Source organism: Halococcus hamelinensis 100A6, from assembly GCF_000336675.1.
GTDB classification, from domain to species: Archaea; Halobacteriota; Halobacteria; order Halobacteriales; family Halococcaceae; genus Halococcus; species Halococcus hamelinensis.
In genome coordinates, this window is sequence record NZ_AOMB01000008.1 from 1 (window position 1) to 26,154 (window position 26,154).

At 67.1% G+C, this 26,154-nt stretch carries 29 protein-coding genes and 1 tRNA gene; 15 read left to right on the forward strand and 15 right to left on the reverse strand.

The window, feature by feature from the left end; all coding sequences use genetic code 11:
* The first annotated feature begins 201 nt into the window (after window positions 1-201).
* Together C447_RS02885 and C447_RS02890 are read left to right on the forward strand one after the other, a co-directional pair.
* Window positions 202-978, forward strand: a complete 777-nt coding sequence (locus tag C447_RS02885; RefSeq protein ID WP_007690719.1) for an SDR family NAD(P)-dependent oxidoreductase — start codon at window positions 202-204, stop codon at window positions 976-978.
* Between the two features lie 103 nt (window positions 979-1,081).
* Complete coding sequence (locus C447_RS02890; protein WP_029601925.1) at window positions 1,082-1,846, forward strand: IclR family transcriptional regulator; 765 nt, start codon at window positions 1,082-1,084, stop codon at window positions 1,844-1,846.
* Window positions 1,847-2,062: 216 nt separating this feature from the next.
* On the opposite strand, the gene C447_RS02895 is transcribed toward C447_RS02890, so the two are convergent.
* Together C447_RS02895 and samp2 are read right to left on the reverse strand one after the other, a co-directional pair.
* Entirely contained in the window at window positions 2,063-2,434 is a 372-nt protein-coding gene (locus C447_RS02895; protein ID WP_007690723.1) for a GNAT family N-acetyltransferase, read from the reverse strand.
* A gap of 3 nt (window positions 2,435-2,437) precedes the next feature.
* Complete coding sequence (gene samp2, locus C447_RS02900; protein WP_007690725.1) at window positions 2,438-2,635, reverse strand: ubiquitin-like small modifier protein SAMP2; 198 nt, start codon at window positions 2,633-2,635, stop codon at window positions 2,438-2,440.
* 88 nt (window positions 2,636-2,723) lie between these two features.
* On the opposite strand from samp2, the gene C447_RS02905 reads away from it, so the two are divergent.
* Window positions 2,724-3,695, forward strand: coding sequence for a replication factor C small subunit (locus tag C447_RS02905; protein ID WP_007690727.1), 972 nt, complete (start codon window positions 2,724-2,726; stop codon window positions 3,693-3,695).
* A 12-nt stretch (window positions 3,696-3,707) separates the two neighbouring features.
* Here C447_RS02905 and C447_RS02910 read toward each other — a convergent pair whose 3' ends face one another.
* Complete coding sequence (locus tag C447_RS02910) at window positions 3,708-4,283, reverse strand: IMP cyclohydrolase (protein WP_007690729.1); 576 nt, start codon at window positions 4,281-4,283, stop codon at window positions 3,708-3,710.
* Between the two features lie 49 nt (window positions 4,284-4,332).
* On the reverse strand, window positions 4,333-4,539 hold the full coding sequence (locus C447_RS02915) for a hypothetical protein (protein WP_007690731.1): 207 nt from the start codon (window positions 4,537-4,539) through the stop codon (window positions 4,333-4,335).
* A 127-nt stretch (window positions 4,540-4,666) separates the two neighbouring features.
* Here C447_RS02915 and C447_RS02920 point away from each other — a divergent pair.
* A tRNA-Gln gene (locus C447_RS02920) sits at window positions 4,667-4,739 on the forward strand.
* Window positions 4,740-4,842: 103 nt separating this feature from the next.
* On the opposite strand, the gene C447_RS02925 is transcribed toward C447_RS02920, so the two are convergent.
* Both C447_RS02925 and C447_RS02930 read right to left on the reverse strand, forming a co-directional pair.
* The gene (locus C447_RS02925) at window positions 4,843-5,205 is read right to left on the reverse strand and encodes a DUF5518 domain-containing protein (RefSeq protein WP_007690733.1); all 363 of its coding nucleotides are present in this window, start codon (window positions 5,203-5,205) and stop codon (window positions 4,843-4,845) included.
* 110 nt (window positions 5,206-5,315) lie between these two features.
* Window positions 5,316-6,569 carry an Nramp family divalent metal transporter gene (locus C447_RS02930; RefSeq protein WP_007690735.1) on the reverse strand — a complete coding sequence of 418 codons (1,254 nt, stop codon included), beginning with the start codon at window positions 6,567-6,569 and terminating at the stop codon, window positions 5,316-5,318.
* Between the two features lie 180 nt (window positions 6,570-6,749).
* Between C447_RS02930 and C447_RS17855 the strand changes: the two genes are divergently transcribed.
* The 3 genes from C447_RS17855 (at window position 6,750) to C447_RS17600 (ending at window position 7,417) form a co-directional block, all read left to right on the forward strand.
* Window positions 6,750-6,917, forward strand: a complete 168-nt coding sequence (locus C447_RS17855) for a hypothetical protein (protein WP_153300707.1) — start codon at window positions 6,750-6,752, stop codon at window positions 6,915-6,917.
* A 63-nt stretch (window positions 6,918-6,980) separates the two neighbouring features.
* Window positions 6,981-7,127 (forward strand): hypothetical protein, encoded by a 147-nt coding sequence (locus tag C447_RS17860; protein ID WP_153300706.1) that lies wholly within the window; start codon window positions 6,981-6,983, stop codon window positions 7,125-7,127.
* A 119-nt stretch (window positions 7,128-7,246) separates the two neighbouring features.
* A complete protein-coding gene (locus tag C447_RS17600; RefSeq protein ID WP_007690737.1) occupies window positions 7,247-7,417 on the forward strand; it encodes a hypothetical protein in 171 nt (56 codons plus the stop codon).
* A gap of 12 nt (window positions 7,418-7,429) precedes the next feature.
* Here C447_RS17600 and C447_RS02935 read toward each other — a convergent pair whose 3' ends face one another.
* Entirely contained in the window at window positions 7,430-8,236 is an 807-nt protein-coding gene (locus tag C447_RS02935; RefSeq protein ID WP_007690739.1) for an aldo/keto reductase, read from the reverse strand.
* 127 nt (window positions 8,237-8,363) lie between these two features.
* Between C447_RS02935 and C447_RS02940 the strand changes: the two genes are divergently transcribed.
* Window positions 8,364-8,564, forward strand: a complete 201-nt coding sequence (locus tag C447_RS02940) for a dodecin (protein ID WP_007690741.1) — start codon at window positions 8,364-8,366, stop codon at window positions 8,562-8,564.
* 33 nt (window positions 8,565-8,597) lie between these two features.
* Here C447_RS02940 and C447_RS02945 read toward each other — a convergent pair whose 3' ends face one another.
* The 3 genes from C447_RS02945 to C447_RS02955 form a co-directional block, all read right to left on the reverse strand.
* Window positions 8,598-9,062, reverse strand: coding sequence for an FxLYD domain-containing protein (locus tag C447_RS02945; RefSeq protein ID WP_007690742.1), 465 nt, complete (start codon window positions 9,060-9,062; stop codon window positions 8,598-8,600).
* A 392-nt stretch (window positions 9,063-9,454) separates the two neighbouring features.
* The gene (alaS, locus tag C447_RS02950; RefSeq protein ID WP_007690743.1) at window positions 9,455-12,235 is read right to left on the reverse strand and encodes an alanine--tRNA ligase; all 2,781 of its coding nucleotides are present in this window, start codon (window positions 12,233-12,235) and stop codon (window positions 9,455-9,457) included.
* Between the two features lie 141 nt (window positions 12,236-12,376).
* On the reverse strand, window positions 12,377-13,684 hold the full coding sequence (locus C447_RS02955) for an APC family permease (protein ID WP_007690744.1): 1,308 nt from the start codon (window positions 13,682-13,684) through the stop codon (window positions 12,377-12,379).
* A 107-nt stretch (window positions 13,685-13,791) separates the two neighbouring features.
* Here C447_RS02955 and C447_RS02960 point away from each other — a divergent pair, with 107 nt between their 5' ends.
* On the forward strand, window positions 13,792-14,448 hold the full coding sequence (locus tag C447_RS02960) for a metallophosphoesterase family protein (protein WP_007690745.1): 657 nt from the start codon (window positions 13,792-13,794) through the stop codon (window positions 14,446-14,448).
* A gap of 81 nt (window positions 14,449-14,529) precedes the next feature.
* On the opposite strand, the gene C447_RS02965 is transcribed toward C447_RS02960, so the two are convergent.
* Together C447_RS02965 and C447_RS02970 are read right to left on the reverse strand one after the other, a co-directional pair.
* A complete protein-coding gene (locus C447_RS02965; RefSeq protein ID WP_007690746.1) occupies window positions 14,530-14,754 on the reverse strand; it encodes a hypothetical protein in 225 nt (74 codons plus the stop codon).
* Between the two features lie 55 nt (window positions 14,755-14,809).
* Complete coding sequence (locus C447_RS02970) at window positions 14,810-15,991, reverse strand: aspartate kinase (protein ID WP_007690747.1); 1,182 nt, start codon at window positions 15,989-15,991, stop codon at window positions 14,810-14,812.
* A 139-nt stretch (window positions 15,992-16,130) separates the two neighbouring features.
* Between C447_RS02970 and C447_RS02975 the strand changes: the two genes are divergently transcribed.
* Together C447_RS02975 and C447_RS02980 are read left to right on the forward strand one after the other, a co-directional pair.
* Window positions 16,131-16,514 carry a hypothetical protein gene (locus C447_RS02975; RefSeq protein ID WP_007690748.1) on the forward strand — a complete coding sequence of 128 codons (384 nt, stop codon included), beginning with the start codon at window positions 16,131-16,133 and terminating at the stop codon, window positions 16,512-16,514.
* Window positions 16,515-16,604: 90 nt separating this feature from the next.
* Window positions 16,605-17,636, forward strand: coding sequence for a sodium:calcium antiporter (locus C447_RS02980; protein ID WP_007690751.1), 1,032 nt, complete (start codon window positions 16,605-16,607; stop codon window positions 17,634-17,636).
* 53 nt (window positions 17,637-17,689) lie between these two features.
* Here C447_RS02980 and C447_RS02985 read toward each other — a convergent pair whose 3' ends face one another.
* Entirely contained in the window at window positions 17,690-19,273 is a 1,584-nt protein-coding gene (locus C447_RS02985) for a DNA-directed DNA polymerase II small subunit (protein WP_007690752.1), read from the reverse strand.
* Window positions 19,274-19,362: 89 nt separating this feature from the next.
* Between C447_RS02985 and C447_RS02990 the strand changes: the two genes are divergently transcribed.
* Window positions 19,363-20,274, forward strand: coding sequence for a S24/S26 family peptidase (locus tag C447_RS02990; protein WP_007690754.1), 912 nt, complete (start codon window positions 19,363-19,365; stop codon window positions 20,272-20,274).
* A 75-nt stretch (window positions 20,275-20,349) separates the two neighbouring features.
* Here C447_RS02990 and C447_RS02995 read toward each other — a convergent pair whose 3' ends face one another.
* Window positions 20,350-22,176 carry an AAA family ATPase gene (locus C447_RS02995; RefSeq protein ID WP_007690759.1) on the reverse strand — a complete coding sequence of 609 codons (1,827 nt, stop codon included), beginning with the start codon at window positions 22,174-22,176 and terminating at the stop codon, window positions 20,350-20,352.
* A 1,047-nt stretch (window positions 22,177-23,223) separates the two neighbouring features.
* On the opposite strand from C447_RS02995, the gene C447_RS03000 reads away from it, so the two are divergent.
* From C447_RS03000 to C447_RS03010, 3 genes are read left to right on the forward strand one after another with little or no spacing between them, the layout of a single operon-like run.
* Window positions 23,224-23,856 (forward strand): Era-like GTP-binding protein, encoded by a 633-nt coding sequence (locus C447_RS03000; protein ID WP_007690760.1) that lies wholly within the window; start codon window positions 23,224-23,226, stop codon window positions 23,854-23,856.
* Entirely contained in the window at window positions 23,856-24,293 is a 438-nt protein-coding gene (locus tag C447_RS03005; RefSeq protein ID WP_007690762.1) for a DUF2073 domain-containing protein, read from the forward strand. Before C447_RS03000 ends, C447_RS03005 begins: the two co-directional genes overlap by 1 nt.
* Window positions 24,294-24,332: 39 nt before the next feature.
* Window positions 24,333-24,914: an OapC/ArvC family zinc-ribbon domain-containing protein gene (locus C447_RS03010; protein WP_029601974.1), complete on the forward strand. Its 582-nt coding sequence runs from the start codon at window positions 24,333-24,335 to the stop codon at window positions 24,912-24,914.
* Between the two features lie 169 nt (window positions 24,915-25,083).
* Here C447_RS03010 and C447_RS03015 read toward each other — a convergent pair whose 3' ends face one another.
* Entirely contained in the window at window positions 25,084-26,151 is a 1,068-nt protein-coding gene (locus tag C447_RS03015; protein ID WP_007690766.1) for a hypothetical protein, read from the reverse strand.
* Window positions 26,152-26,154: the final 3 nt, after the last annotated feature.

Here is a 26,154-nt window from a genome sequence, read left to right on the forward strand (position 1 = left end):
CATCAGAGATGTGTATAAGAGACAGGGTCGCGGGCGATCGCTCGACCGTTCCCCCGGCCCGCGCCGGTCACGAGCGCCGTCCGTCCGCTGAGGTCGGTATCCATGTTCCTCTCGGGATGGCATCCCGTCGCCATTGGTCCTTTCGAACCCACGATCCCGAACGGTCGATGGCTATTTGCGATGGGCCATCGAACCGCAACTATGTCAGTGCTGGACGAGTTCTCGCTGGAGGGACAGCGCGCGGTCGTCACGGGTGCCGGTCGCGGGCTCGGCAACGTCATGGCGACCGCCTACGCCGAGGCGGGTGCCGACGTCGCCATCGTCGACGTGGATGCTGAAACCGCCGAGCAGGCCGCCGACGAGATCGCCGAGCTGGGCGTCGAAACCACGTCGGTCACGGCCGACGTCAGTGACGAGGCCGAGGTCGAAGCGATGACCGAGACCGTCGTCGACCGGCTGGGCGGGATCGATATCCTGCTCAACAACGCCGGCATCGTCTCGAACACCCCCGCCGAGGAGATGCCGGTCGACGAGTGGCAGGCGACGATGGACGTCAACCTCACCGGGGTGTTCCTCTGTTCGAAACACGTCGGTCGACACATGCTGGAGCGAGGGTCGGGGACCATCGTCAACATCTCCTCGATGTCGGGGCTCGTCGCGAATCACCCCCAGCCCCAGATCGCCTACAACGCCTCGAAGGCCGGCGTGATAATGGTGACCCGCTCGCTCGCCTCCGAGTGGGGGGATCGCGGGGTTCGAGTCAACTCCATCGCGCCGGGCTACATGAGAACCGACCTCGTCGAGGACGTCCTCGAAGAGGACCCGGAGATGGCCGAGACCTGGCGGGAGTACACCCCGATGGGACGGCTCGGCAAGCCAACGGAGCTCGGTCCGGTCGCGGTGTTCCTCGCGAGCGAGGCGTCCTCGTTCATGAACGGGGAGATAGTCTCGTTCGACGGCGGCTACACCGTCCGCTGAACGAGTTCGGTCGTCGGGAAGCACGCCGACATTCACCGACGGGACTCGACGGTCCACGTAGCCGAGCGAGGGATTCATCTCTGCAGAATACGGTACCAGTAGTATGGGAAAGCAAGCCCGATACGCGGTGAAGTCGGTCGAGACCGCGTTCAGGATCGTCGACGCCCTCAAGACGCTGAACGGGGCCGGCGTCTCCGAACTGGCGGCCCACCTCGATATCCCGAAGAGCACGGTTCACAACTACCTGAGCACGCTGGTCCAAGAGGAGTTCGTGGTGAAGGAGGGGTCGTCCTATCGAGTCGGTATCCAGTTCCTCGAATACGGGGCCTACGCCCGCTCTGAGCTCGATATCTACGAGATCGCGAAGCCCGAAACCGACCGACTCGCCGAATCGACGGGCGAGCTGGCGAACCTGATGGTCGAAGAGCACGGCCGCGGGTCCTACCTCTATCGGGCGCGCGGGGAGGACGCGGTCCAAGTCGAAGCCCACGTCGGAACGCGGGTACCGCTCCACACCACGGCGCTCGGTAAGGCGATCCTGGCCTACCTTCCGCCCGAACGCGTCGATGCGATCGTCGACCAGCACGGCCTGGCACCGGCGACCTCGCGGACGGTCACCGACCGCGACGAGCTCGACGACGAACTGGCGGAGATACGCGAGGCGGGCGTCGCGTTCGACGACGAGGAACGCCTCGCGGGGCTCCACTGTGTCGCCGCCCCGATCCTGAGCACGGACGACCGGATCCTGGGTGCGCTGAGCGTCTCCGGCCCCTCGAACCGGATCCAGGACGAGCGCTTCACCGAGGAGCTCCCGCGGAAGGTGCTGGAGACGGTCAACGTCATCGAGCTCAACGTCACGTACTCGTAGGCCGGGTCGAGGAGTGTGGAGAGTCGATTCGCCTCCAACGAGTTTTACCCTGCGAGCTGCGCTGTGTGCTTTTCGAGCGGGATTCGAGGAGTAGCTTCCGAGAGCCGGAGCTCCCGTCGATCCGTCGTCGGGATCGTTCGATACCTGATTTCGTATCGCGATATGGGGTTTATAGGAGTGGTCTGAATGCGGTCTATTCGTCCAGATCGCCGAACTTCAGCGCTCGCGCCGGCCCCGGAGTCGCTTGGGGTCGGTGGTCGGTCGGGAGACGAAGCCGAGCGCGTCGTAGAAGGGCCGAACCCGGCGGTCGAACTCGACGACGAGCGGTCCGTCGACGGCGTCCGCTGCGGCGTTGACCAGCCGAGTGCCGACACCCTGGCCGCGACGGGACCGCCGAACCGCGATGGCGTCTATCTCGCCATCGGCGAGGACGCACGCCCCGAGGACCCGACTCTCGACCGTCGCGACCAGCACCCGCCCGTCCTCGATCCGCTCGCCGACCCGGTCGGCGTCCGCCGCAAGCAACGCGCCGTCGAGCACGCCCATCACGTCGGGGAGTTCCGCGGGGCGGGCGGGGCGAACCTCCATCCCTCACCCACCCTTGACGAGCCGAAGCACCCGGACCGAGTCGGCCTCGACGGTGCCGTCGTCGGGCACCGGTCGGTCGTCGACCAGCACCGTGGCCTCGTGGCGATTCAGTCCGACGGCGGCGAGCAGGTCGGCGTAGGTATCCCGGTCGTCGAGGGTTATCTCGTGGGTGTCACCGCCGACGACGTCGACCCGAACCATACCCGTGTCTGAGGACGGGCGGGCTTGAGGCTGTCGAGCGGCGGTGACGTCTCGGGTGGCTTAAGGGTGGCCCGGCCGTCCCCCTCGCATGAGCGAGGCCGAAGCCCGTGGCCGGGGCGAGATCTGGATCGAGAAGTACCGCCCGCAGCGGCTCTCGGCGGTCGCCGGCCACGCGGACATCGTGGGTCGGCTCGAAAGCTACGTCGCCCAGGACGACCTCCCACACCTCCTGTTCACCGGACCGGCGGGGGTTGGAAAGACCACCTCCGCGATGGCGATCGCCCGCGAGGTCTACGGCGACGACTGGCGCGAGAACTTCCTCGAACTCAACGCGAGCGACGAGCGCGGGATCGACGTGGTGCGCGACCGGATCAAGAACTTCGCGCGCGCGAGCTTCGGCGGCTACGACTACCGGATCATCTTCCTCGACGAGGCCGACGCGCTCACGAGCGACGCGCAGTCGGCGCTCCGCCGGACGATGGAGCAGTTCGCGAACAACACCCGCTTCATCCTCTCGTGTAACTACTCGAATCAGATCATCGACCCGATCCAGTCGCGGTGTGCGGTGTTCCGGTTCGGGCCGCTCGACGGGGACTCGGTTGCGGAGTACGTCCGCCGGATCGCCGAGGAGGAGGGTATCGAAATCACCGAGGACGGCATCGACGCGCTGGTCTACGCCGCCGACGGCGACATGCGAAAGGCGATCAACGGATTGCAGGCCGCCGCGACCACGGGCGAGACGGTCGACGAGGAGGCCGTCTACGCGATCACGGCCGCGGTCCGCCCCGAGCAGATAGAGACGATGGTGACGACAGCGCTCGACGGCGACTTCACGGCGGCGCGCGCCAAGCTCGACGACCTCCTCACCGAGGCGGGGCTGGGCGGGGGCGACGTCATCGACCAGCTCCACCGCTCGGCGTGGTCGTTCGACCTCGACGACCGCGCCACCGTCCGATTGCTCGAACGCGTTGGCGAGACTGACTACCGTATTAGCCAGGGCGCGAACGAGCGCCTCCAGCTCGAAGCCCTGCTCGCGGCGCTCGCGCTCGAAGCCGAGTAGGTCAGTAGTAGTTCACTCGCCGTTTTCGGCCGCGGTCTCGACGCCCTCGTCGCTCACTGCGACCCCGGCCGCACAGACCCGGTGTTCGAAGTCGACCTCGTAGGCCGTCCGTGCCGCCCCCTCGGCGGTGTCGGCAGCGAAATCGAACGATTCCGGACTGTCCTTCTCGTAGGTCGCCACGAGCGTCGGCTCGGTGACGCGTTCGACGACGAGCGCGTCGCGGCGGACGGTCCCGATGTAGCTCTCCTCAGCGCCGACGACGCCGGCCACGCGGGGAGTGTCGTAGTCGTCCTTCTCGAAGTCGAGCGCGAGCAGCGAGAGCGCGAGCGCGTCACGCGCGGGGTAGCCGAGCGCGAGCTTTTCGGCGATGGGGTCCGTGTGCGAGCCGTTGCCGACGACGACCCCCGACTCGGTGGGTCGCACGCAGTTGTAGGAGACGTAGGGGTTGTCGGTTTCTTCGGCCTCGCTGGTGGGGACGACGGTGAGGTCCCTCTCGCGCTCGATGACCTTTCGGTTGGGGAACGACCGCGAGGAGACCCGGTAGGCCCCGATTCCAGGACCGACGACGACGAAGCGCCCGATGTACATGGTCGCGTTCGGGGGGTCGGGTGCAAGTAGCCATCGAAGTAAGAGGAGGCTACCGGCTGCGTCGGGCGAGCGCGACGATGACGAGGGTCGAAGCCGGAAGGGCGGCGTTCAGGACGACCACCGGTTCGGTCGCGTTCGCCACGGCGAACGAGGCGAGGTCGTCGAGCCTGCTCGGCAGTACGGTGGCCGTACCGAGGAGGAAGACGAACCCGAGATACGCGACGACCGCCCCGCCGACGAGTCGAAGCGTGTCCATCGTCCGTTCTCGCGCTGCCGGACGGACGATTCTACGGCGTTTCGACGGTGATTTCGTCGGGGGTTGAGCGTGGGTTCTCGGTCGCTTCCAACAAGGATAAGTAGCGACTCGCACAAGTGGCGGGTACAGTCCCATGGGGTAGTGGCCAATCCTGAAGCCTTCTGGGGGCTTCGACCCAGGTTCGAATCCTGGTGGGACTATTCAGATTTTTCGCGTAGTTTAGACGGATAACAGCGGCATTCGATGAAATTTCGTACGGATAGCAGTGCTCGGGTGTGGATCCGATATAGGGGAGCGTCGGTCTCAGCTGACGGAGCCGCCGATCGCGCCACCGACCGCGCTCGGGATCGCGGTGAGGAACGCGATCAGGACGCCGACGGCCAGGACACCGCCGCCGAACAGCGCCCCGAGTCCCGAGGAGCCGAAGGCGAAGCCGAGCAGTGAGACCGCGATACCCGCGAGGACCGCGACGATGATCCCGCCGAGAGCGCCGGAGAGCAGCGAGTGCCACGCGCCGTCCCTGGCACCGTCGTTGGTGAGATACGCCGAGATGAGACCCGCGAGGAACCCGGCGATGATGGTCCCGAGCCCGGGGAGCGCGAACGCGACGACCCCGAACACGACCTGGAAACCGAACCCGATACCGACGGAGCGCCAATCAGTCATGAACACTCGATACACACGGCCGGGCACTGAAACCGGTACGGCTTGCGAGATCCGCACCCATCGCGGTTGAGTGCCTTCCCGCGCGAGGTTCAGCATTGAGAGGGCCGGTTCTACAGGAGAAGGCTACCCAGTTCGTTCACCAGCAGCGCGATGAACAGCAGGGCACTGACGACCAGCAGCGAGTTGAACACCGGGCCGTTCCTGTCGGCCGGGTTGACCCGGTCCGAGTTGAGGAGGACCAGCAGCGAGATGGCGAGGAACGGCATGAAGACCGCCCCGAGCGCGCCGTAGACGATGATGATGAAGACCGGCTGGCCGAGGAAGTAGAGCAGCATCGGCGGGAACGTCAGCCAGAGCACGTAGAACTTGTACGCGGGGGTGCGCCGGAGTTCCGATTCGATCTCCGCGTGGTCGTCGATATCGCCGGTGAACCGACCGACGAAGTCGGCGAAGAGGTACGAGACGCCGTGCCAGGTCCCGAGCACGGAGGTGAACGAGGCGGCCCAGAAGCCGATCAGGAAGGCGTACCGGAGGGCGGGGTGGAGCTGGTTGCCGAGGTTGGCGGCGAGCGTCAGGAGGCCGTCCTCGCCGGAGACCGAGGCCCCGGTGCCGTAGAGCAGCGCCGCGCTCATGATTATCAGCGCGATCACGAAGATCCCGGTGATGATGTAGGCGGAAGCCGCGTCGCGGCGCATGACGGGGATGTAGCGCGAGCCCGTCCACTCCTTCTCGCTGAGCCAGTAGCCGTAGGAGGCCATGGTGATCGTACCGCCGGTGCCGCCGATCAGCCCGAGGGCGTAGATCGTCGAACCCTCGGGGAGGGCGGGGAGCCCGGTCGCGATGATGTCGCCGAGCTGCGGGAGGACGAAGACCGCAGCGCCGACGACGGTGACCACCATCAGCGAGATGAAGACGGTGATGATGTCCTCGAAGACCTCGTAGCGGTTGGCGAGCACGAGAACCGCGCCCGCGATGGGATGGACGACGACGTAGACCCAGAAGGGGACGGCCGGGAAGAGGGCGTTCGCGGCCAGCGCACAGGACGAGCTCGCGGCGGCCCCGTAGACGAACCCCCAGAGGAGGGAGTAGCCGCCGAAGAAGCCGCTCGCCCACCGCCCCAACGAGTGGATCCCCTCGATGATCGTCCGGTCGGTCGCGAGGTGGTAGCGCCCGACCCCCTCGTTGAGTGCGAACTTGAGGACGATCCCGATGAGGACGGCCCAGACGAAGTTCAGTCCGTACCGGCTCCCGGCGACGAGTCCGGCGGCGAGGTCTCCGGCACCCACGCCGGTGGCGGCCACGAGCAGCCCGGGACCGAGCAGTGACCACTCCGGGTCGTCGCTCGGGTCGTCGTGTGCGGTCATTCGAGGGGATATTCGGGCGGGGTGTATAAGGTATCCTGTGGCTACCCGGAAAGTGTCGCGGTCGTCGAGGTCGAACGGCGGGCCGAGCGCCGTCCGTCGGCGACCGTTCCGGTGGGAAGCCACGGTCCGTCGCCACACGGATCGGTCATGTTTATTTTACATGACGACGCACGCCGGGATATGGACTGTCCGCTGTGTGGGACCGGGCTTCCGGCGGCCCGTCCCGGGTATCGTATCGCGCTCAGGGTGAGCGACGGGACGCGTTCGGCGGCATCCGACGACGGAACGGTCGGCCCCGTCCCCCTCTGTGAGGACTGCTGGAGGGGGATCGAGGCGGACCTCTCGTGAGGACGAACGGAAACGGGCTTCGAATACTGAGACTTTATTAAGGGGGCTCTCCCCAGGCGAGGCATGGATTGCCCGCTCTGTGGCACGGTCCTCTCTGAAGAACAACCGCACTATTATATCACGCTCAGCGACGGCGAGAGTACGGCGGACGAACAGGACGTCCGGGTCTGCGAGGAGTGCTGGGAGCGGTATCGAACGGCGCTGTTCTGACGAACGATCGAGTCGGCGGAGTCGATGTGCGGTGGGTCGCCCGATGAGACCCGGTCGGTGGAACCGTCGCTGGTGTTGCAAGCAGAAGGCTATACCGGGTGTGAGGCGTACACACGCCGATGAGATCGCTCGATGGCTCCGGGACGGACGACCGTCGGTCCGTTCGGGAGTGGATCACGTGCCCCTACTGTGAGAACCGCGACGTGGACATCGAGATATGGAACGCGGAGCAGGTGGTCTTCGACTGCGAACAGTGCAACAGCACGGCCACGTTCTCCGTCGGGGAGTGAGCGGTCCGCAGGTCAGTTCCAGGGCGCGTGGTCGGGGTCGACGACCCGGTACTCGCCCTCGACCGAGTCGATCAGGTCGACGTCCTCCTCGTCGAGGTCGATGTCGCGCGCCGCGAGGTTGTCACGGAGGTGGTCCTCGCTGCTGGCTTTCGGGATCACGGCGACGTTGTCCTTCGCGAGCAGCCACGCGATGGTTGTCTGGGCGGGCGTCGCGTCGTGTTTCTCCGCGACCTCCTCGATCTCGGGGCGGTCGAACACCTCGCCGCGGGCGAGCGGCGAGTACGCCACCAGCCAGTGGTCGTGTTCCTGGGCGTAGGCCACGAGCTCCTCCTGCTGGCAGAGGGGATGCATCTCGACCTGGTGAGCGGCGAGCGGCGCGTCGAGGACCTCGCGAGCCTCGTCGAGCAGCTCCGGCGTGAAGTTCGAGAGCCCGAGGTTGCGGGCCTTGCCGGCCTCGTAGGCCTCGTCGAAGGCGGGGAGTACGTCCTCGTGGTCGTAGACCCCCGACGGCCAGTGGACGTAGAGCAGGTCGACGTAGTCGACCCCGAGCCGGTCGAGACAGCCGTCGATGGCCTCGGGGACTTCTTCGGGTTCGGGCGGCACGTCGACGTGGACCGTCTTGGTCGCGAGGAACACGTCGTCGCGGTCGACCGACGAGGACCGGATGCCCTCGCCGACGGCCGCCTCGTTGCCGTAGACCTGTGCGGTGTCGACGGCGCGATAGCCCGTATCGAGCGCCGTGGAGACGGTGTCGGCCCAGTCGTCGCCGTCGTCGCTCGAATAGGTCCCGAGTCCGAGCCGGGGAAGGTCGATCGGCATGGCTCCCGTTCGGCGGTCGAGCGGTTTGACTCTGGTGTTCGTGGCAGCCCACTAAAAGGGGTGAGTGGCGGCGGTCGTCACCGAGATCCGACGGTTCATTCGGCCGCCCTCCCCACGGGGGACTGCAATGGTCTACAAGAAAGTCACGCTGATCGGAACGAGCCCCGAGAGCTTCGAGGATGCCGTCGACGACGCCGCCCAGGAGGCCACGGACAGCCTCGAGAACGTCTACTGGATCGAGGTCGAGGGGCTGAGCGTCGAGGTCGCCTCGGCGGACGGCCACGAGTACCAGGCCGAGGTCGAGGTCTCGTTCGAAGTCGAGGGGTAGGCCGACAGGAGAAACACTCGGTTCGAGCGCTCCTCAGACGACCTCGATCCCGGCGACCCGCGCGGTGGCGATGTTCTTCGGGTCGTTGTTCGGGTAGTTGACGACGAACCGCCACACCTCCCCGGGCCCGAGCGTGTCGCTGCCGACCCAGCCACCGGCGAGGGACTCACCGGCGTCGTCGAGGAATCGGATGTCGAGGCGGACCTGTTCGATGGTCGTTCCCGAGACGTTTCGGAGCCGGCCGACGACCGCCGGCACCCCCGTGTACTGGCTCGCGAGCGACGCGCCGAACAGCGCGACCCGACCGTCAGCGTAGAGCGACGCCCGCCGACCGTTGTCGAGCGTCGTCGACCCGCTCGGCTCGGGGACGGGGATCGACCCGTAGGCGGGCCCGTTCTCCGGTCCGTCGCCCAGGAGTGCGTCCGCACCGAGCATCCCCCCGGTACTGAGGAGCACCGCTCCGCCGGCACCGGTCGCGACGAACGTACGGCGGTCCATGTGGCGCGTGGGTCGGCCAGCGTGGAAAACCGTTCGAATCCATCGTGAGGCGATTCGGCTGCGGAGCGGTGGCGGTTCGGTCGCAGTGGCGCGCGGGAGCACGCGGAGCGTGCGACTCGTGCGAGGGATGAGCACCGGAGTGAGCGAGCAACGCGAGCGAACGAGGAGCGCAATCGGCTGGGGAGGGTGTGGCTGACGCGGGGCGGTGGCGGTGAGGAGGAAGTGGTTGTCCCGCGAACGAGGCTGCAGGCCGAGTGAGCGGCCTTTTTAGTCCGCCGGAAGACGCTTCGCGTCTTCCGAGCCTTGCTTCGCGATGCTCAGCAAGACAGGTTCTTGGACGGGGGCATCGGGCCGCTTCGCGGCCCTCAACCCCCGTCCAAAAAAGTGGAGGGTTAGGCGTTCAGGACGCGCCGGAGCACGTCGGGTGCGTCGTCGAGCGCGTCGTCGAGGTCCTCGGTGTTGGGACCGCCGCCCTGGGCGAAGTCCGCGGGTCCGCCGCCGCCGCCGCCGACCCTCGCGGCGAGCTCGCCGACCACTTCGCCCGCGTCGATCCCGACCCCGTCGGGCACCGCGACCACGAACTGTGCGCCGTCCGCGCCGCTCCCGACCACCGCGACCTGGCCGCCGTCGGCCAACGCGTTCGCCGTCGCGCGGAGCTCGTCGACCTCGGCGTCGAGGCGCTGGATCACCGCCGTCGCGTCGCCGACGTCGACCTCCTCGCCCTCGACGCCGCCCGCGGCGCGCGCCTCCGCGAGTTCGGCTTCGAGGGTCTCGATGCGTTTGCCGCGCGCCTTCCACTCGCCGAAGAAGCGCTCGGCGGTCCCCGGAACCTCCGCCGGCGAGACGTCGAAGGCCTCGGCCGCCCCGTAGAGGGCGTCCTCGGTGTCCTGAGTCGCCGCGATGGCCGCCTCGCCCGCCGCGAAGGTCAGGCGCTCGACGCCGTCCTGGACGCGTTCGGTGGAGCGGACCTTGATCGCGCCGATGTCGCCGGTACGCGAAACGTGGGTCCCGCCGCAGGCCTGGACGTCGTCGGAGACGTGGATCAGTCGGATGTGCTCGCCCGGCGGGATCCCGCCCTGATAGAGGTCGAAGCCGTACCGTTTCTCGGCGTCGTTGCGGTCGGGCCACTCCGCCGTGACCTGCACGTTGTCGGTGACGAGGTCGTTGGCGCGGCGTTCGATCGCCTTCACCTCCTCTCTCGATATCCGGTCGTAGTGGTGGATGTCGAGCCGCGACCGGTCGAGTCCCTTCTGCGCGCCGGCCTGTCGGATGTGGTCGCCGAGCACCTCTCGCGCGGCGTGACCGACGATGTGGGTCGCGGTGTGGTTGCGCATCAGCTGGCGTCGTCGGCCGGCGTCGATGGTCCCGCGAACGAACTCGCCGGTGCCGGGGTCCTCGTCGGTGTGGTGGACCACGACGTCGCCCTCCCGCCGGACGTCCTCGACGTCGGCGGTGACGTCGTCGGTGTTCAGCGTGCCCGTATCGGCGGGCTGGCCGCCGCCCTCCGGGTAGAAGAGGGTCCGGTCGAGCACCACGTCGTAGCCGTCCTCGCGCTCGAAGACGTCGAGCACCATCGCCTCGAACTCCATGCGCTCCTGGTCGTCGTAGTAGCCGAGTTCGGTCTCGGGGAGGTCCGCGATCCGTTCGTCGGTCGTCTCGTCGGCCGTCTCGTCGGCCTCGGGCTCGCCGTGACGCGCCGCGACCCGGCTGTAGAAGTCGTCGGGAACCGCGACGTCAGCGCCCTTCTCGCGGGCGATCTCGGCCACCATGTCGGGCTGAATGCCGTGTGAATCGTAGAGCTCGAGGAGTTCGTCGGTGGGGATCGGTTCGTCGCGGTCGGCGTACTCGTCGGCGAGCTGGCGGACCCGCCGGCCACCGCGTTCGAGGGTTTCGCGGTACTTCTCGAGCTCCGTCCGGACGATGTCCCTGATGGTGTCGCGGTTCTCGTAGCCGAGGCGCTCGGCCTGCATGTCGACCAGCTCGTCGAGCGGCGCGTCGATGTCCACGGTGTCACAGAGGCGTTTGGTGCGCCGGAGCACCATCCGGGCGAGATACCCGGTAGAAACGTTCGAGGGCACGATCTCGTCGCCGAGCATGTAGGCCAGCGTTCGGCAGTGGTCCGCGATGGCGTAGATGGCTTCGAGGGGTTCGAGGAGTTCCCGCAACTCGCCGACCTCGACGCCGAGCTGGTCGGCGATCTCGCCGCGGGCCGCCTCCGCGTCCTCGGCCTCGTCGATGTCCATGTGGCCCGCGAGCGTCGCCGCCCGCGTGACGAGTTCTTCTTGGTCAGCCGTGTGGTCGATCCCCGCGTTCTCCTTCAGGAAGGCGATCATCTCGGGGTAGATCGCTTCATAAACTGTGGGCGTCCCCTGGGAGACCCACGTCCAGCGTTCGAGCCCGTAGCCCGTATCCACCACGTAGGTGTCCATCTTCGAGTAGCGGTTGCCGTCCTTCAGCTCGTAGTCGCCCTCGGGGTCCTGCTCCATCGACATGAAGACGAGCGTGGCGAGCTCCACCCCGCGGTAGATGACCTCGATGGCGGGGCCGGCGTTGCCGCCGCCGACCCACGGGTCCTCGATGTAGGTTATCTCCTCGATGTTCGCGCCCATCGCCTCGAAGAACGAATCGCAGTATCGCACCGTCTGGTCCTTCCAGTAGACCTCGCCCTCGTAGGCGTACTTTCCGGGATTATCGAGGTCCTCGCGCGCGTTGAACGCGGTGTGGGACATCATCTCGAAGGCCATCGTGTGTCGCCCCGTCTTCCCCACGTTGTCGATGTCCTGCATCCGGATGCAGGGCTGGCTGATCGCGAGCGGGTTCGCGGGCGGCGGGCTCTTGCCGGCGGTGACGAGCGGCTGGAAGTCGTAGATCGACGCCTGGGTGAGCAAGACGTCGTCGCGCCAGCGGTTCGCCGCCACGGGATAGGGGTCGACCCGTTCGTGGTCGTGGTCTTCGAAGAAGGTGAGGAACGCCTCGCGCATCTCCTCCAAGCTCAGCTCCTCGTCGAGGCTCCGCTCGCCGATGAAGGCGTACTCGTCGCACGGCGGTTCGCCACAGGTCTCGCGTGACTCGTCGCGCGTCCAGAAGAACGACCCACAGCCCGGACACTCCTTCCGGACGAAGCCCTCCTCCTCGAAGTACGCTAATTGGTACTCGGCTTCGAGCGTGCTCATGATATCCACTCAAACCCGGCGTTCGCCTAAAACAGTTGCGTACCCGCTCACCGAAGTGGATCCGCCGGGGAGTAGCCGGCCTCGACGGTAGTTTTTTCGCGGTATCGATCGGGAAAAACGCAATGGCAGTTCGTTCCCGGTTCAGAGCGAGTCCTCGATTTCGTGGAGTTCGTGTGCGATCGGTTCGCGTTCGAAGTAGAGGAGTTCGACCGCGACGACGCCGACCGCGAGCGCGACCACCACGACGAACGTGTCGAACTCGGCGCTGAAGAGGTGCGAGAGCAGCGAGACCACCGCCGCCACCGCACCGACCGCCCCGAACCCGGGGACGAGAGCTGTGACGAGCGAGTCGCGCTGGGTGAACGCCAGCGCGCTCATCCCGCCGAAGATCGTGATGAACGCGAGCGAGGCGAACGAGGTGATGGCGTCGAGGCTGCCGACGAGGACGAAGGCGGCGGTGAGGAGTCCGAGCACCACGAGGAGGCGTGTCGGTTCGTCGCCGGTCGAACCGCGGAGCCGGTTCGGGAGGAAGTCATCGGCGACCATCCGCTTCGAGAGCCGCGCGGAGCTGAACAGGGTGGCGTTGAGCGCGCTCGCGGTCGAGAACAGCGCCGCGACGGCGACCAGCACGAAGCCCGTCTCGCCGAAGAAGGGCCGGGCGGCGACCGCGAGCGCGGTGTCGGCGTTTCGCCGGATCACCGGGAGGGGAACGAGGTCGGTGGTGACCACGGCGGCCAGCACGTAGAGCCCCGTGGCGGCGGCGATGGCGATGTAGACCGCGTTTCTGACGGTTCGCCCGGGGTTCCGGATGGAATCCTGGTCGAAAAAGAGGAGCTCCCAGCCCTCGAACGCGACGAACGCGAGGCCGCCGGCGACGACCGGCCCGACCCCGAAGTGTTCGAACCCAGTGACGAGTTCCCCGTGCGTGAAGCCGTAGTAGACCCCGGCGACGCCGAACACGAGGAGGATCAGGACCTTGACGCCGACGAGGAGCTCCTCCGACCGGCCGGAGGCGTGGGCACCGGCAGTGTTGAGACCGACGAAGATCGCGACCACGAGAACCGAGACGAGGGGGCGAAGCGGCACCCCGGAAAGGCTCGCGACGCCGACGAGTTCGGTGAAGTAGCCGCCGAAGGCGAAGGCGTAGAGCGACATCGTGCCGACGTAGCCGATGACGAACGTCCAGCCGACCATCCCCGCGAGCGTGGTGCTGCCGGTGAACCGCTCGACGTAGGTCATCGGGCCGGCGTTGCCACCGACGAGCCGGTTGAGGCGGACGAACGAGTAGCCCGCGCACGCCGCGATCAGCCCCGCGACCACGAACGCGAACCACGCGAGGGTGTCGGCGGCGACCGCGACGACGCCGAGCGCCGCGAAGATCCCGCCGCCGACCATCCCGCCGATCGCCATCGATACCGTCTCCGTGAGGGTCAATCCGCCGTCGGCCATGTCGGATGCAGGCCCGGCCCGGATTTATACGCCCTGACCTTCCGGTCGGCACGAACCGTCCCGCCCCCACACCCCGCGTTGAAGGCCGTGGAGGGCCGAGGGCGGGCATGGAGATCGGCCTCATCTCGGATATCCACGGGAATCGGCCCGCGCTCGACGCGGTCTGGGACGACATGCCGGCCGTCGATGGCCTGGTGTGTGCGGGCGACGTCGTGGGCTACAACCCCTGGCCCGGCGCGTGTGTCGAGCAGGTGCGCGAGCGCGCGATCCCGACCGTGATGGGCAACCACGACCGGGCGACCACGACCGGCACCGCCTTCGGCTTCAACAGCATGGCGGGTGCAGGGGTCGAGTACGCCCGCGAGCAGCTCGACGAGGATCAGAGAAAGTGGCTCGGGGACCTCCCGGACGAGCGCACCGAGTTCGACCGGGTGACGGTCGTCCACGGCCACCCCGACGACCCCGACCGCTACACCTACCCGGACCTGTTCGAGCCAGGGATGCTCGGTGAAGAAGACGTACTCGTGCTCGGGCACACCCACGTCCAGCACCACGAGACCTACGACAAGGGGATCGTCGTGAACCCCGGCAGCGTCGGCCAGCCCCGCGACGGCGACCCGCGGGCGGCGTACGCGATCCTGGACCTCGACGCGATGACGGTCGAGGAGCGGCGCGTCGACTACGACATCGACGCGGTCGAACGCGCGGTGGCCGAGGCGGGGCTGCCGGATGCCATCGGCAACCGACTCAGGAAGGGCCGATGAACGGGTAACCGGGTCGTAGATGAGCGGGTGTGCGGATGAGCGGGTGTGGGTAGCTGAATCGGATCGGCGGTCGAGGGAGAGTCACGCCTCGGACCGAGAACTGAACGCGACCCCGAACGCCGTGCCGATGCCGGCACCGATCGCGGTCCCGATGCCGATGTCGTTGGTGGCGACGCCGAACGCCGCGCCCATCCCGATGCCGAGCGCGAGCCCGACCCCCATCCCCCTCGGGTTCAGCGCGTTCCCGTCGTCCCCACGGTTTCCTACGGCATCCTCGTCGGTCTCGTCGCTCGGAGCGGTCCCCATACGGGAACTGTCGTCCTTGGTGTGATAAAGCTACGCTCGCGTCAGACCAGTCCGGTCAGTGGAAGGTATCCTGGATGACCGAGAGCGCCTGTTCGCGGTCGTCCCAGTCGACGAAGACCGCGACCGAGGTGGCGCTGGTGATCACGTCGTGGACCGCGATGCGTTCGTCCGCGAGGGTCTCGATCATGCCCTGGACGACCCCCGACTGGGTCGGGAGCTCGCCGCCGGTGACCCGGAGCGCCGCGACCTCCTCGTCGACGGTGACGCTCGACAGCGCGTCCTCGTTGATCACCCGCTCGTGGAGGACGGTCTCGGCTTCGGTGCTCTCGCGCGAATAGACGTAGAACGTCACCGAGTCCAGCCCGCTCGCCGCCGCGTCGATGTTGATGTCCGCCTCCGAGAGTGCGCCCGAGAGCGCCGCGAGGATGCCCGGTCGATTCCGGATCGCCCGGCCCGCGACGGTGAGACAGGCTAGCGGCTCCTCCTGGAGGTCGATCAAGGTCTCGAAGGTACCCTCGATGTGGGTGCCGCCCTGGAGGAGGTCGCCGTGCTGGTAGTGGACGACCCGCACGGAGAGGTCGGTCGTCTTGTAGTTGAGCGCGCTCGGCGCGATCACCTCCGCGCCGCGGAAGGAGAGGTTCCGGAGTTCGTCGACGCTTATCTTCGCGACGTTGCGCGCGCCCTCGACCACACGGGGGTCGCCGGTCATCACGCCCTCGACGTCGGTGACGATCACGACCTCGTCGGCCGACATGTAGTTGCCGAGCATGACCGCGGTCGTGTCCGAACCCCCCCGACCGAGCGTGGTGACCGCTCCGGCGTGGTCCTCGGCGAGAAAGCCCGTGACGATCGGGACCATGCCGTCGAGCTGGTCGGCGAGCGCCTGGGCGCGGCGGGTGGTCTCCTCGACGTCGACCTCGCCCCGCGAGTCGGTGACGACCGGCCAGTGCTCCGAACCGGGTTCGAGGAAGGTCGCGTCGACCCCGCGGGCCGAGAGCGCGGCCTTCACCATCCGCGCCGAGGTCCGCTCGCCCATGCTCACGATCTCGGCGCGGTCGGCCTCGTCGGCCTCGAACTGGATCTCCCGGAGGAGGTAGTCGGTGGTCGAGCCCATCGCGCTGACGACCACCGCGATCTCGTGGCCCGCCTCGACCGCCGCGGCGACCGAGTCCGCCGCCCGGTTCACCCGCGAACCGCTGCCGAGGCTCGTGCCGCCGAACTTCGCTACGACCCGCATCGTCGGCTCCCTCGCCCGCAAACCCTCGCTGGCGTGTGAATGTAGGACATGGTTGCCGGTTGGACGGGCCGGGGATAACTGCTTCCATCCGTTCTCCGGTCGGCTGAGGGTTTAAGCGCGCGCCCCACCTCCGGGGGGCATGGAGGTTCGCGATGCCGTCGAGGCCGACGCGGAGCCCCTGGCCGCGCTCGCGGACGCGCCCACCGAGACCATGCGCAACCTCGTCCACGACAGGACCGTGCGGGTGGCCGACGACGGCGGGAGAGCGGTCGGGTTCGTGAGCTTCGACGCCCGGCGCGACGCGGTGCACGTCACGCAGTTCGAGGGGGATCGCGAGGTCGCCGAACGCCTCCTCCGCGAACCCGGCCGGTTCGCCGATGGCGAGGGAATGTCGGTCGAACTCCTCGTCGAGGCCGACCGTGAAGACCTCAGAGCCGCCGCCCTCGATGCGGGCTTCGAGGAGCGCGGTTCCGGGCCGCGGTTCGACGGCGCGGAGACCGTCGCGTTTCGACGCGACCCGTAGCGAGCGCGGCTCGCGACAGGAGCGACCGGCGGACGAACGCGCCCTCGTCATCGGTGGATTCAAACCCGCGATCGATGGAGTGTCACACCAATGGTGCTCGGCGGGCTCCTCCCGGATTCGCCCCTGGCGAACGTCGCCGTCATCCTCGTCGCGACCGGTCTGATCTGGTTCGGCAGCGGCTGGCTGGAGGCGTCCGCCGGACGGCTCGGGAGCTACTACGGCCTGCCGGCGGTGGTACAGGGGTCGGTTGTGGTCGCGGTGGGGTCGAGCTTTCCCGAACTGTCGAGCGTGGTGCTCACCGCGCTCGCGGGCTCGTTCGATATGGGTGTGGGGGCCATCGTGGGCTCGGCGGTGTTCAACGTCCTCGTGATCCCCGCGCTCGCGGGCCTCACCACCGACGACGACCTCGAAGCCAGCCGGACGATCGTCTACAAGGAGGCCCAGTTCTACATGGTCGCCGTCGCGACCGTCGTGGTGACGTTCGCGCTCGCGGTGATCTACAGCCCGGCTCCGGGGACCGAACTCGTGGGGCGGATCACCCGCCCGCTCGCGATGATCCCCCTCCTGCTCTACGGGCTCTACCTCTTCATCCAGTACCAGGACGTCAGCGACTACGACGCCGGGGTTTCGGACGTGACGAACGTCGCTCGCGCGTGGGGAAAACTCGTCGTCGGGCTGGTCGTGATCCTCGTCGCGGTCGAGGCGCTGGTGAACGGGGTCGAGTCGCTGAGCGCGACCTTCTCGATCCCCGAATTCCTCGCGGGCGTGACGATCATCGCGGCGGCCACGAGTTTGCCCGACACCCTCGTGAGCGTGCGTTCGGCCCGCAACGGCGAGGGCGTCACCAGCCTCGGGAACGTCCTCGGCTCGAACACGTTCGACCTCCTCGTGGCGATCCCGGTCGGGGTGTTGATCGTCGGGAGCGCGCCCGTCGACTTCGCGGTGGCGGTGCCGATGCTGGGGGTGTTGACCCTCGCCACGGTGCTCCTGTTCACCACCATGCGAACCGAACTCTCGCTCACCACGGTGGAGTCCTACGCCCTGCTCGCCGCCTACGTGCTGTTCGTGGGGTGGGTCGTGGCCGAGACCATCGGCCTCACGCACGTGATCAAGACCGTCTGAGCCGTCGGGGTGACCGCTGAATCTCGGGGTGAGTCGGGGAGTCGAGCGGCGGCTCAGAACTTCTGGATCGTGAGGTCGAGGGTGTCGAGGTCGACGACCGGCGCGTAGCCCACGTCGGGGTCGATGTTGACGCTGCGCTGGAAACTGGTCTGTTCCTGCCAGCAACCCGAGTTGAGCGCGAGCACGTCGTGGTACTTGCCGTAGCCGAGCTTGTGGACGTGGCCGGTGTGGAAGACGTCGGGGATCTCGTCCATCACGAGGTAGTCCCGCTCCTCGGGCGAGATCCGGATGTGGCCGCCGTACTGGGGCGCGACGTGGCGTTTCTTCAGGAGCTGGTACATCGGCTTGTGGGGTTCCTCGTAGCTGGCTTTCGCCTCGGGGAGTTCGGCGATCACCTCATCGAGGCTCACGCCGTGGTACATCAGGATCTTCACGCCCTCGACGGTGACCATCGAGGGGTTCCCCGAGATCCGGGCGTCGTGGGCGGTCATGATCGAGCGGAGCTCCTCGGTGAATCCCGGTTGGGGTTCGGCCAGCCGGACGGCGTCGTGGTTGCCCGGGATCATCAGGACCTCCATGTCACCGGGGACCTCCTTGAGGTACTCCGAGAAGCGCTCGTACTGGTCGTAGATGTCGACGATGTCGAGTTCCTCGTCCTGGTTGGGGTAGACCCCGACGCCTTCGACCATGTCGCCGGCGATCAGGAGGTACTCGATCTCGGCGGCCGCCTCTGTGTGGAGCCAGTCGGCGAAGGCCGACCAGCGGTCGCGGGCGAACTCCTGGCTGCCGACGTGGACGTCCGAGATGAGGGCGGCGCGGACGTGGCGGTCGGCGGTCGAGGGGCGGTGGTTTCGAGGGACGTCGGGAAAGTGGAGGTCGTCGACGAACAGGATGCCGCCGTCGCCCGCGAGGGTGCCCTCCACGGCGACGACCTCATCGAGGAGGAGTTCGTCGACGACGGAAGCCAGGTCGCGGTCCTTCATGATGAGACAGGGGAAGGTCCCGGTGGTGTCCTCGAGTTCGACCAGCCAGTGGCCGTTCGCGGTCGAGCGGATGTCCGAGATCATCCCGACGATCGCGGCGTCGCTCCCGCCCGCCATCGCGTCGACGGCGTCGGTGGGGCGGTGGTTGACCCGCGAGCGGAGCATCCCCGAGAGCTGTTCGTAGCGGTCGCGAAAGGTCCGCACGAAGTCCTCGTAGGTTCCGGTTCCGGTGGAACGCCCGGTGATGTCGCCGGTCACCGCGAGCGAGCGGCGTTCGGGGTCGTTCGACCGTCCAGCGGCCGTCTCGGCTCCGATCCCGTCGGTCGACCCCTTCGTTTCAACTGGAGAAGGGGTTTCGGCTTCGTCGGGTGAGTCCCGGGTTCCAGTCGAAACGGAGGGGTTGTCGGGATCGATTGTCGAGGTTTCCGGCGGGCTGGACTCGTCGAAGACGGGGGCGCGGTCGGTCGCATCGATGGCCGTCCGGGCGTGGTCGGCGGTGAGCGTGAGCGCGTCGTCCGGGGCGGCGTCGACGGCACGTTCGATCGCGGTTTCGGGGTCGCTCGCACCTGCGATGAGGGTGACGGCCTCGCGCTCGGCGTTGTAGCCGTGGCTGGCGAGCGCGGTGACCACCCGAACCGAGGACGAGCGCGGCACACACGACCTTCCGCGGCGTGGAGCAAAAGCATAGCGGACCCGGCCGTCGGAAGGAAACGTTGAAACGACCGTGAGCGGAAGGGGTGGTAATGGCTTCCGGAGACGGTGGGGATTCGTGGCAGTGGAACGACCGGGAGACCGGCTCCGGGGGCGACGGGGACGACGGCGACGACGGGAACGAGGCGAGCGGCGGCGGGCCGCTCTCGCGTGTGCGGTGGTTCTTCGACACCGACGAGGAGTGGGTGGTGTTCGTTCGAGAGGTGCTTTCGAGCCTCGGGATCGTGGTGGTGATCGGGCTGGTGCTGTTCGGGGTGAGCGGGCTCTGGCCGCCGCTGGTCGCGATCGAGAGCGAGAGCATGACCCCCCACATGCAGAAGGGCGACCTCGTCTTCGTCATGGAGGAACACCGGTTCGCGGGCGGGGCGGCCCAGGACGGAACCGGCGTGGTGACCTACCGGTCGGGGGCCGCCGCGGACTACACCCAGTTCGACGAGCCCGGCGACGTCATCGTCTATCAGCCGGACGGCGACCCACAGGCGACGCCGATCATCCACCGCGCGCGCTTCTGGGTGAACGAGAGCGAGAACTGGTACGAGAAGGCGAACGAGTCCTACCTCGGGACCGCCGAGAACTGCGAGGAGCTGGCGAACTGTCCCGCCCCGCACGCCGGGTTCGTCACGAAGGGCGACGCCAACGACGCCTACGACCAGATCAGTACGGGACTGGACCCGATCAGCGGTCCGGTCGAACCGTCGTGGGTCGTCGGCACCGCCGAACTCCGGATCCCGTGGCTCGGGAAGATCCGGCTGTTCTTCGGCCAGGTGAGCGCGACGCCGAGCGGCTCCGTGGGGAACGAGACCGTTGGAACGGCTGGGACGACGACTCCGACCGTCTCGACGGTGGCTTCGGCCCCGAGCACTGCAATTACCGCACCGACCGCACCTACCGCAACGACCCCAATTACCGGGAACGGACCCGCACCGGCCGCGCCAGCGCCCTGACCATCGACGCGTGTGGGATGGAACTGGGCCTTGGCTCCGCTGATGGGTTCTGGTTCGGCCGGCGTGGACGAGGATTCAGTTGTCGAAGCGCGCCTGGACGAACGGTTTGACGTCCTCGATGTCGCCGAGCCGTGAGTCGCTGGTGAGGACGGCTTCGGTGTCCTCGATGGGTACCGAGAGGTTCATCTCCTTGGTTCGGCCGTAGCGACCCTTCGAGACCACGACCGCGTTGACGATCCCGAGCATGTCGAGTTCGGAGATGAGGTCGGTGACGCGGCGCTGGGTCAGGACGTCGGCGTCGATCTCGTCGCAGAGCCGACGGTAGATGTTGTAGACCTCGCCGGTGTTGATGTTCTTCGCGCCCTTGCGTTCGAGGAGGATGACCGCGAACAGCACGACCTTCGACTGGGTGGGGAGGGTGCGGACCACCTCGACCACCCGGTCGATCTCGATCTTCTCCTGGGCCTCGCGAACGTGGTCCTCGTCGACCCGGTCGGTCTGGCTCCGTTCGGCGAGTTCGCCGGCGGTCCGCAGGAGGTCGAGCGCGCGCCGGGCGTCGCCGTGTTCCTGGGCGGCGAAGGCCGCACAGAGCGGGATGACGTCCTCCGAGAGCGCGTCGTCGACGAACGCGAGCGTCGCGCGCGCGGCGAGGATGTCCCGGAGTTGGGTCGCGTCGTAGGGCGGGAAGACGATCTCCTCCTCGCCCAGGGAGGACTTCACCCGGGGGTCGAGGAACTCGGTGAACTTGAGGTCGTTCGAGATCCCCATGATCGAGACCCGCGAGTTGTCGAGCTCGGAGTTCATCCGCGAGAGATTGTAGAGGGTGTCGTCGCCCGACTTCTCGACGAGTTTGTCGATCTCGTCGAGCATGATCACGACGACGCGTTCGCGGTAGTCCACCGCGTCGAAGAAGGTGGCGTAGACCCGGTCGGTGGGCCAGCCGGTCATCGGCACCGGCTCGAACTCGGCGAGGTCGGCTTCCAGCTCCTCGACCCGGTCCCCGACGTCGTCGACGGTGTCGAACTCGGTTCCGTCGAGCGCCGCCGGGTCCGTCTCGGCACGGTCGGCGAGCTCGCGAACCTCGTCGAGGCGGGTCTCGACGTGTCGCTGGTTGGCCTCGATGAAGGTGTTCGCGAGCTGGGCGAGCACTCGGTACTGGGTGTCGGTGACCTCGCAGTTGATGTACTCGACCTCACAGGGGACGTCGTACTTCTGGGAGGTGGTTTCGAGCTCGTTGCTCACGAACTTCGCGCTCGCGGTCTTTCCCGTCCCCGTCTTGCCGTAGATCAGGATGTTCGAGGGGGTCTCCCCACGGAGCGCGCCGACGAGGATGGTCGCCATGTTGTTGATCTGCTCGTTGCGGTGCGGGAGGCGCTCGGGGGTGTAGGAGGGCCGCAGTACGTCCTTGTTCTCGAAGATCGGGTCGCCGCTCAGGAGGTCGTCGAACAACCCCTGGGAGGAACTCCCCCCACTCCCCCCGCCCTCCGGGGAGGGGGTCGGGTCCGTGACCGGAGCCATCCCGTCGTCGGCGCTCGGGTCGGACGGCGATCCGGGCTCGTCCGTGGAGTGAACCGCGAACGGGTCGGAGTCGGTGGAGTCGGCCTCCGTCGCAGGCCGGCGGCCCGGTCGGTCGGCCTCGCTTGTGGCCTCCTCGACGGCGGGGTCGTCCGGGATATCGAGGTCGTCCCCGATATCAGAGTCATTCGAGAGGTCGGAGTCGTCCGGGAAGTCGGACTCATCCGGGCGAGACTCTTTCGGGATATCGGGGTCGTCGGCGATGTCGGAATCCTCCGTGTCGTCGGGGTCGTTCGCGTCGGCTCCCCCGTTGTCGGCATCGCGCTCTACCTCCGGAGAGGTCTCCTCGCCGTCGTGGTCGTCGGGTGTCGGGTCGTCTCGTGTCATGGCAGTTCGGTGTTCGGAACCCCTTGCTTTCGGATGGAGGACGCACCACGCATACCCGGAAGAGAGCGAATATCATGTGCAGAAGACGGCTACGGGGGTATGAGACGAACGGTGGTACGTGCGTCCGTCGTGAATCGTCCAGCGGAACCAGAGGTGGGGAGTATATTAATCTTGTCGATCGAACGATCGAAGGAATCCGCCGACCCCGGTCGGTCCGATTTCACCGGGTCCGACACTGGCTGGTTCCTCCCTATCCGACCTCTTCCGGTCCCTTCCGATCCTACCGATCCTACCGACCCTACCGACCCTTCCGATCTCGGCGTCGTGGCGCAGAACCCGTTCCGGACGATCCGACTCGACGGACGACGACCACGATTTCGGACCGAACCCCGTGGGAACGGTCCCACTTTCGTTTGCAGGGGGAGTGCACCGTCGTCCGAAGCGAGTTCATCGACGGAAGCGAGCTCCATCAGCGGTCGAACGGATTGGGAGTGTCGCATATCCAATACTTGATGACGGTAGCCCCCCACCCCTTTGTTTCGAGTGGAACGGGGAGAGAGGGGGATGGGGTTCGGAGAGGGAGTTTACCGAGGAAAGAACTAAGTGATAGCCATGAGAACAGCAACCGAAGAAGAGAAAGAGAAATCGTTCTCACTAGTTGTGGTTGTTTCTAGATTCCGTCTAGATCGTCTCTAGATCGTTTCCGTTTACCGTTCTTGATGATCTCTAGACCAGTTCGGACGGGATACCATCGATTCGGTCGAGACCACGCCGAACCACCGTCCCGATCCCATCCACACCGACGGGGCCGATCCGGGTTCCACCCGAAACGAAGGGGTGGGGGTGTCGGCGGGGGATATGCGTGATAGGAATATCTTCGTAGCCACCAGCCTCGCGATACCGGCGGACGTACTACCCAGCGGGTGGAGCGGCTATCCGGACGAGGGGGACGGTATCCAAAGCCTGATACGTGTCTGACGTGGGTTTAAGTGCATGCACCGACGTTCTCCGTCCAGATCCGCCCGGCGGTCGGGCGGGGGGAGATAAATGGGACTGCTCACTGGACTCCGGAACAGCATTTCGAACTTCTTCACGGGCGGGCAGAAACAGCGCCGTATCGGTATCTACGGACCGCCGAACGCCGGCAAGACCACGCTCGCGAACCGGATCGCGCGCGATTGGACCGGCGACGCGGTGGGGCCCGAAAGCCAGGTTCCACACGAGACCCGCCGAGCCCGTCGGAAGGAGGACATCGAGATCGAACGCAACGGCAAATCCGTCACCATCGACATCGTCGATACGCCCGGTGTCGCCACCAAGGTCGACTACACCGAGTTCCTCGACCACGACATGGAAAAGGACGACGCGGTCCGGCGCTCGCGCGAGGCCACCGAGGGCGTCGCGGAGGCGATGCACTGGCTCCGCGAGGACGTCGACGGCGTTATCTACGTGCTCGACTCGGCGGAGGACCCGTTCACGCAGGTCAACACCATGCTGGTGGGGATCATCGAGAGTCAGGATCTCCCGGTTCTGATCTTCGCCAACAAGATCGACCTCGAGGAATCGAGCATCCAGCGGATCAAGAACGCCTTCCCGCAGCACGAAACGGTGCCGCTCTCGGCGCTCGAAGGGGAGAACATGGACGAAGTGTACGAAAAGATAGCGGAGTACTTCGGCTGATGGCCGACGCAGACGACGACCCGAGCATCGGTGCCGGCGACGATGGCAACGGCGAGGACGAGAGCCCCGCCCCGTCCGACAGCGTCCAACTCGACATGATCAGCGGCGAGCGGATGGACCAGCTCACGAGCATGGAGAAGATCCGGCTGATCCTCGATGGGGTCCACGACGGCAACATCGTGATCCTGGAAGAGGGGCTCGACCCCGACGAGGAGTCGAAGCTCATCGAGGTCACCATGACCGAGATCAGCCCCGACGGGTTCACCGGGATCGAGATCGAGACCTACCCCGGGGCCGGCCAATCGAGCGGCGGCATCTTCGACCGCCTGATGGGGCGAAACTCCGACACCAAGCTCACCGTGATCGGGCCGGCCAACCGGCTCGAAACCCTCCACAAGGACGAGACGCTGATCAGCACGCTCGTCACGCGTCGGTAAACCCCAAACCTAGTTCCGACCACCACCCGTACGCCGCCCATGCCGCATCAATGCACCCAGTGTGGTCACACGTTCCCCGACGGCTCGAAGGAGATGCTCTCGGGCTGTCCGGAGTGCGGGGGCAACAAGTTCAAGTTCGAACCCGCCGCCGACGCACGCGCGAGCAGCGCGACTCCCCCTGATTCGGGACCATCCCCATCGGCCGAGAACCCGGCACAGGCCGACGCACGACGCGAGGTCGCTTCCGGGGACGACCACCCTCCTGACACCGCCGACCCGGTCGGTGGCCCCGGCTCGACCGGAAACGAGGGGGTGTCGAACGACGGGCTATCGGAACCACCTACGAACGGGACTGCCGACCCGCCTCCCGAAACCGAGCCGACGGCGGACACGCCCGACCCCGCGAGCGACACGCCCGATCCCGCGGGCGAGTCCGACATGGCGGCGCTCCGGCGCGAACTCGACGACCAGTTCGAGAGCATCAAGATCCTCGAACCCGGCCAGTACGAACTCAACCTGATGGAGCTCTACAATCGGGAAGAGTACATCATCGCGCTCCAGGAGGACGGCCAGTACGTCATCGAAGTCCCCGAGACGTGGCTCGGCGATGACGAAGCCTGATCGGGGCAGCGGGCGACCACCAAAATAAGCACTTAACACACCGCCACGCGAACCCGATCCCATGAGTCAACCAACCAAGATCGTCCTCGGGACGGTCGTCACCGCCGTCGTGGTCGCGCTGGTCGTCATGGTCGCTCTGGGATTCGCCTGAGAGCGGGTTTCGGGCCGGTCAGAGCCCGAGGTACGACGAGGTCGGGAAGAGTCCCACGAGGTAGCCGATGCCCACGATGAACATCGCGACCATGATCGCCATCGCGGGCGGGTCGACGTGTGTGCCCGAATGCGAGTAGAGGAGCCGCTGCATGCCCTCGCCGATGATCCCGGTGAGGCCACCGAAGACGCCCGCGAGGAGGATCGTGAGCACCGGGCTGCCGAACCACGCCGCGCCGACCACCGCACCGACGGACCCGAGCAGGGTGATGTGGTGGGTGACGGGGATCCGCTCGACGCCGAGGTTCAAAAAGAGCAGACTCATCGCGGAGAACGCGTAGCCGAGGAACACGCTGCCGGTCTCGATCCAGATGAACCCGCCGAGCACGCCGCCCACGATACCGATCGCGGTGACGCCGGACCACTTGTACTGGTGGCCGAGCCACGGCTGGACCGTGAGCTGTTCGCGTTCGACACCGCCGTCGGTCATCGGTTTCGTCTCGCCGCGCTCGAACGGCGACATGTCGAGGAGCGACGACCCGGCCGCCGACCCGACGAGCGGGTAGCCGAAGGCCGCCCGCGCGACCAGCGCCGACACCACGACCGCCAGCGCGATGCCGTCGGTGGGAACGCCGAGCCCGCCCGCGACCTGTGTGATCAGCATGCCGAGGAGCCCGAAGACCGCGCCGACCGCGAGGATGTCGGGTTTGGTGCCGTAGGCTTCGGTGATGACCTTCCCCGGGTGGTAGTCCCAGCCCTCGGGCGTCATCTCGGGGTACTTCTTCCCGACGTAGGCCGAGGCCGCCACGCCGGCGGCGAAGGAGACGTGCGGGCCGAACACCATCCCGAACCCGATCGAATCCGTGATGCCGGCGGTAGCGGCACGCTGGATGCCCGAGATACCGCCGACGTCGCCACCCAGCACTTCGAGACCCTCACCGAGGAAGACCGCGAAGCCCGTGAAGACGAACGCGGGGAGCGCGCCGAGCGCCGCCGCGAGCGCGCCGCCGGCGAGGGCGGCGATCGCCATCAGGAGGAACTCTTCGACGCCGAGGCCGATAACGGGGATCTGGAGGAGTGTCTGCATCGG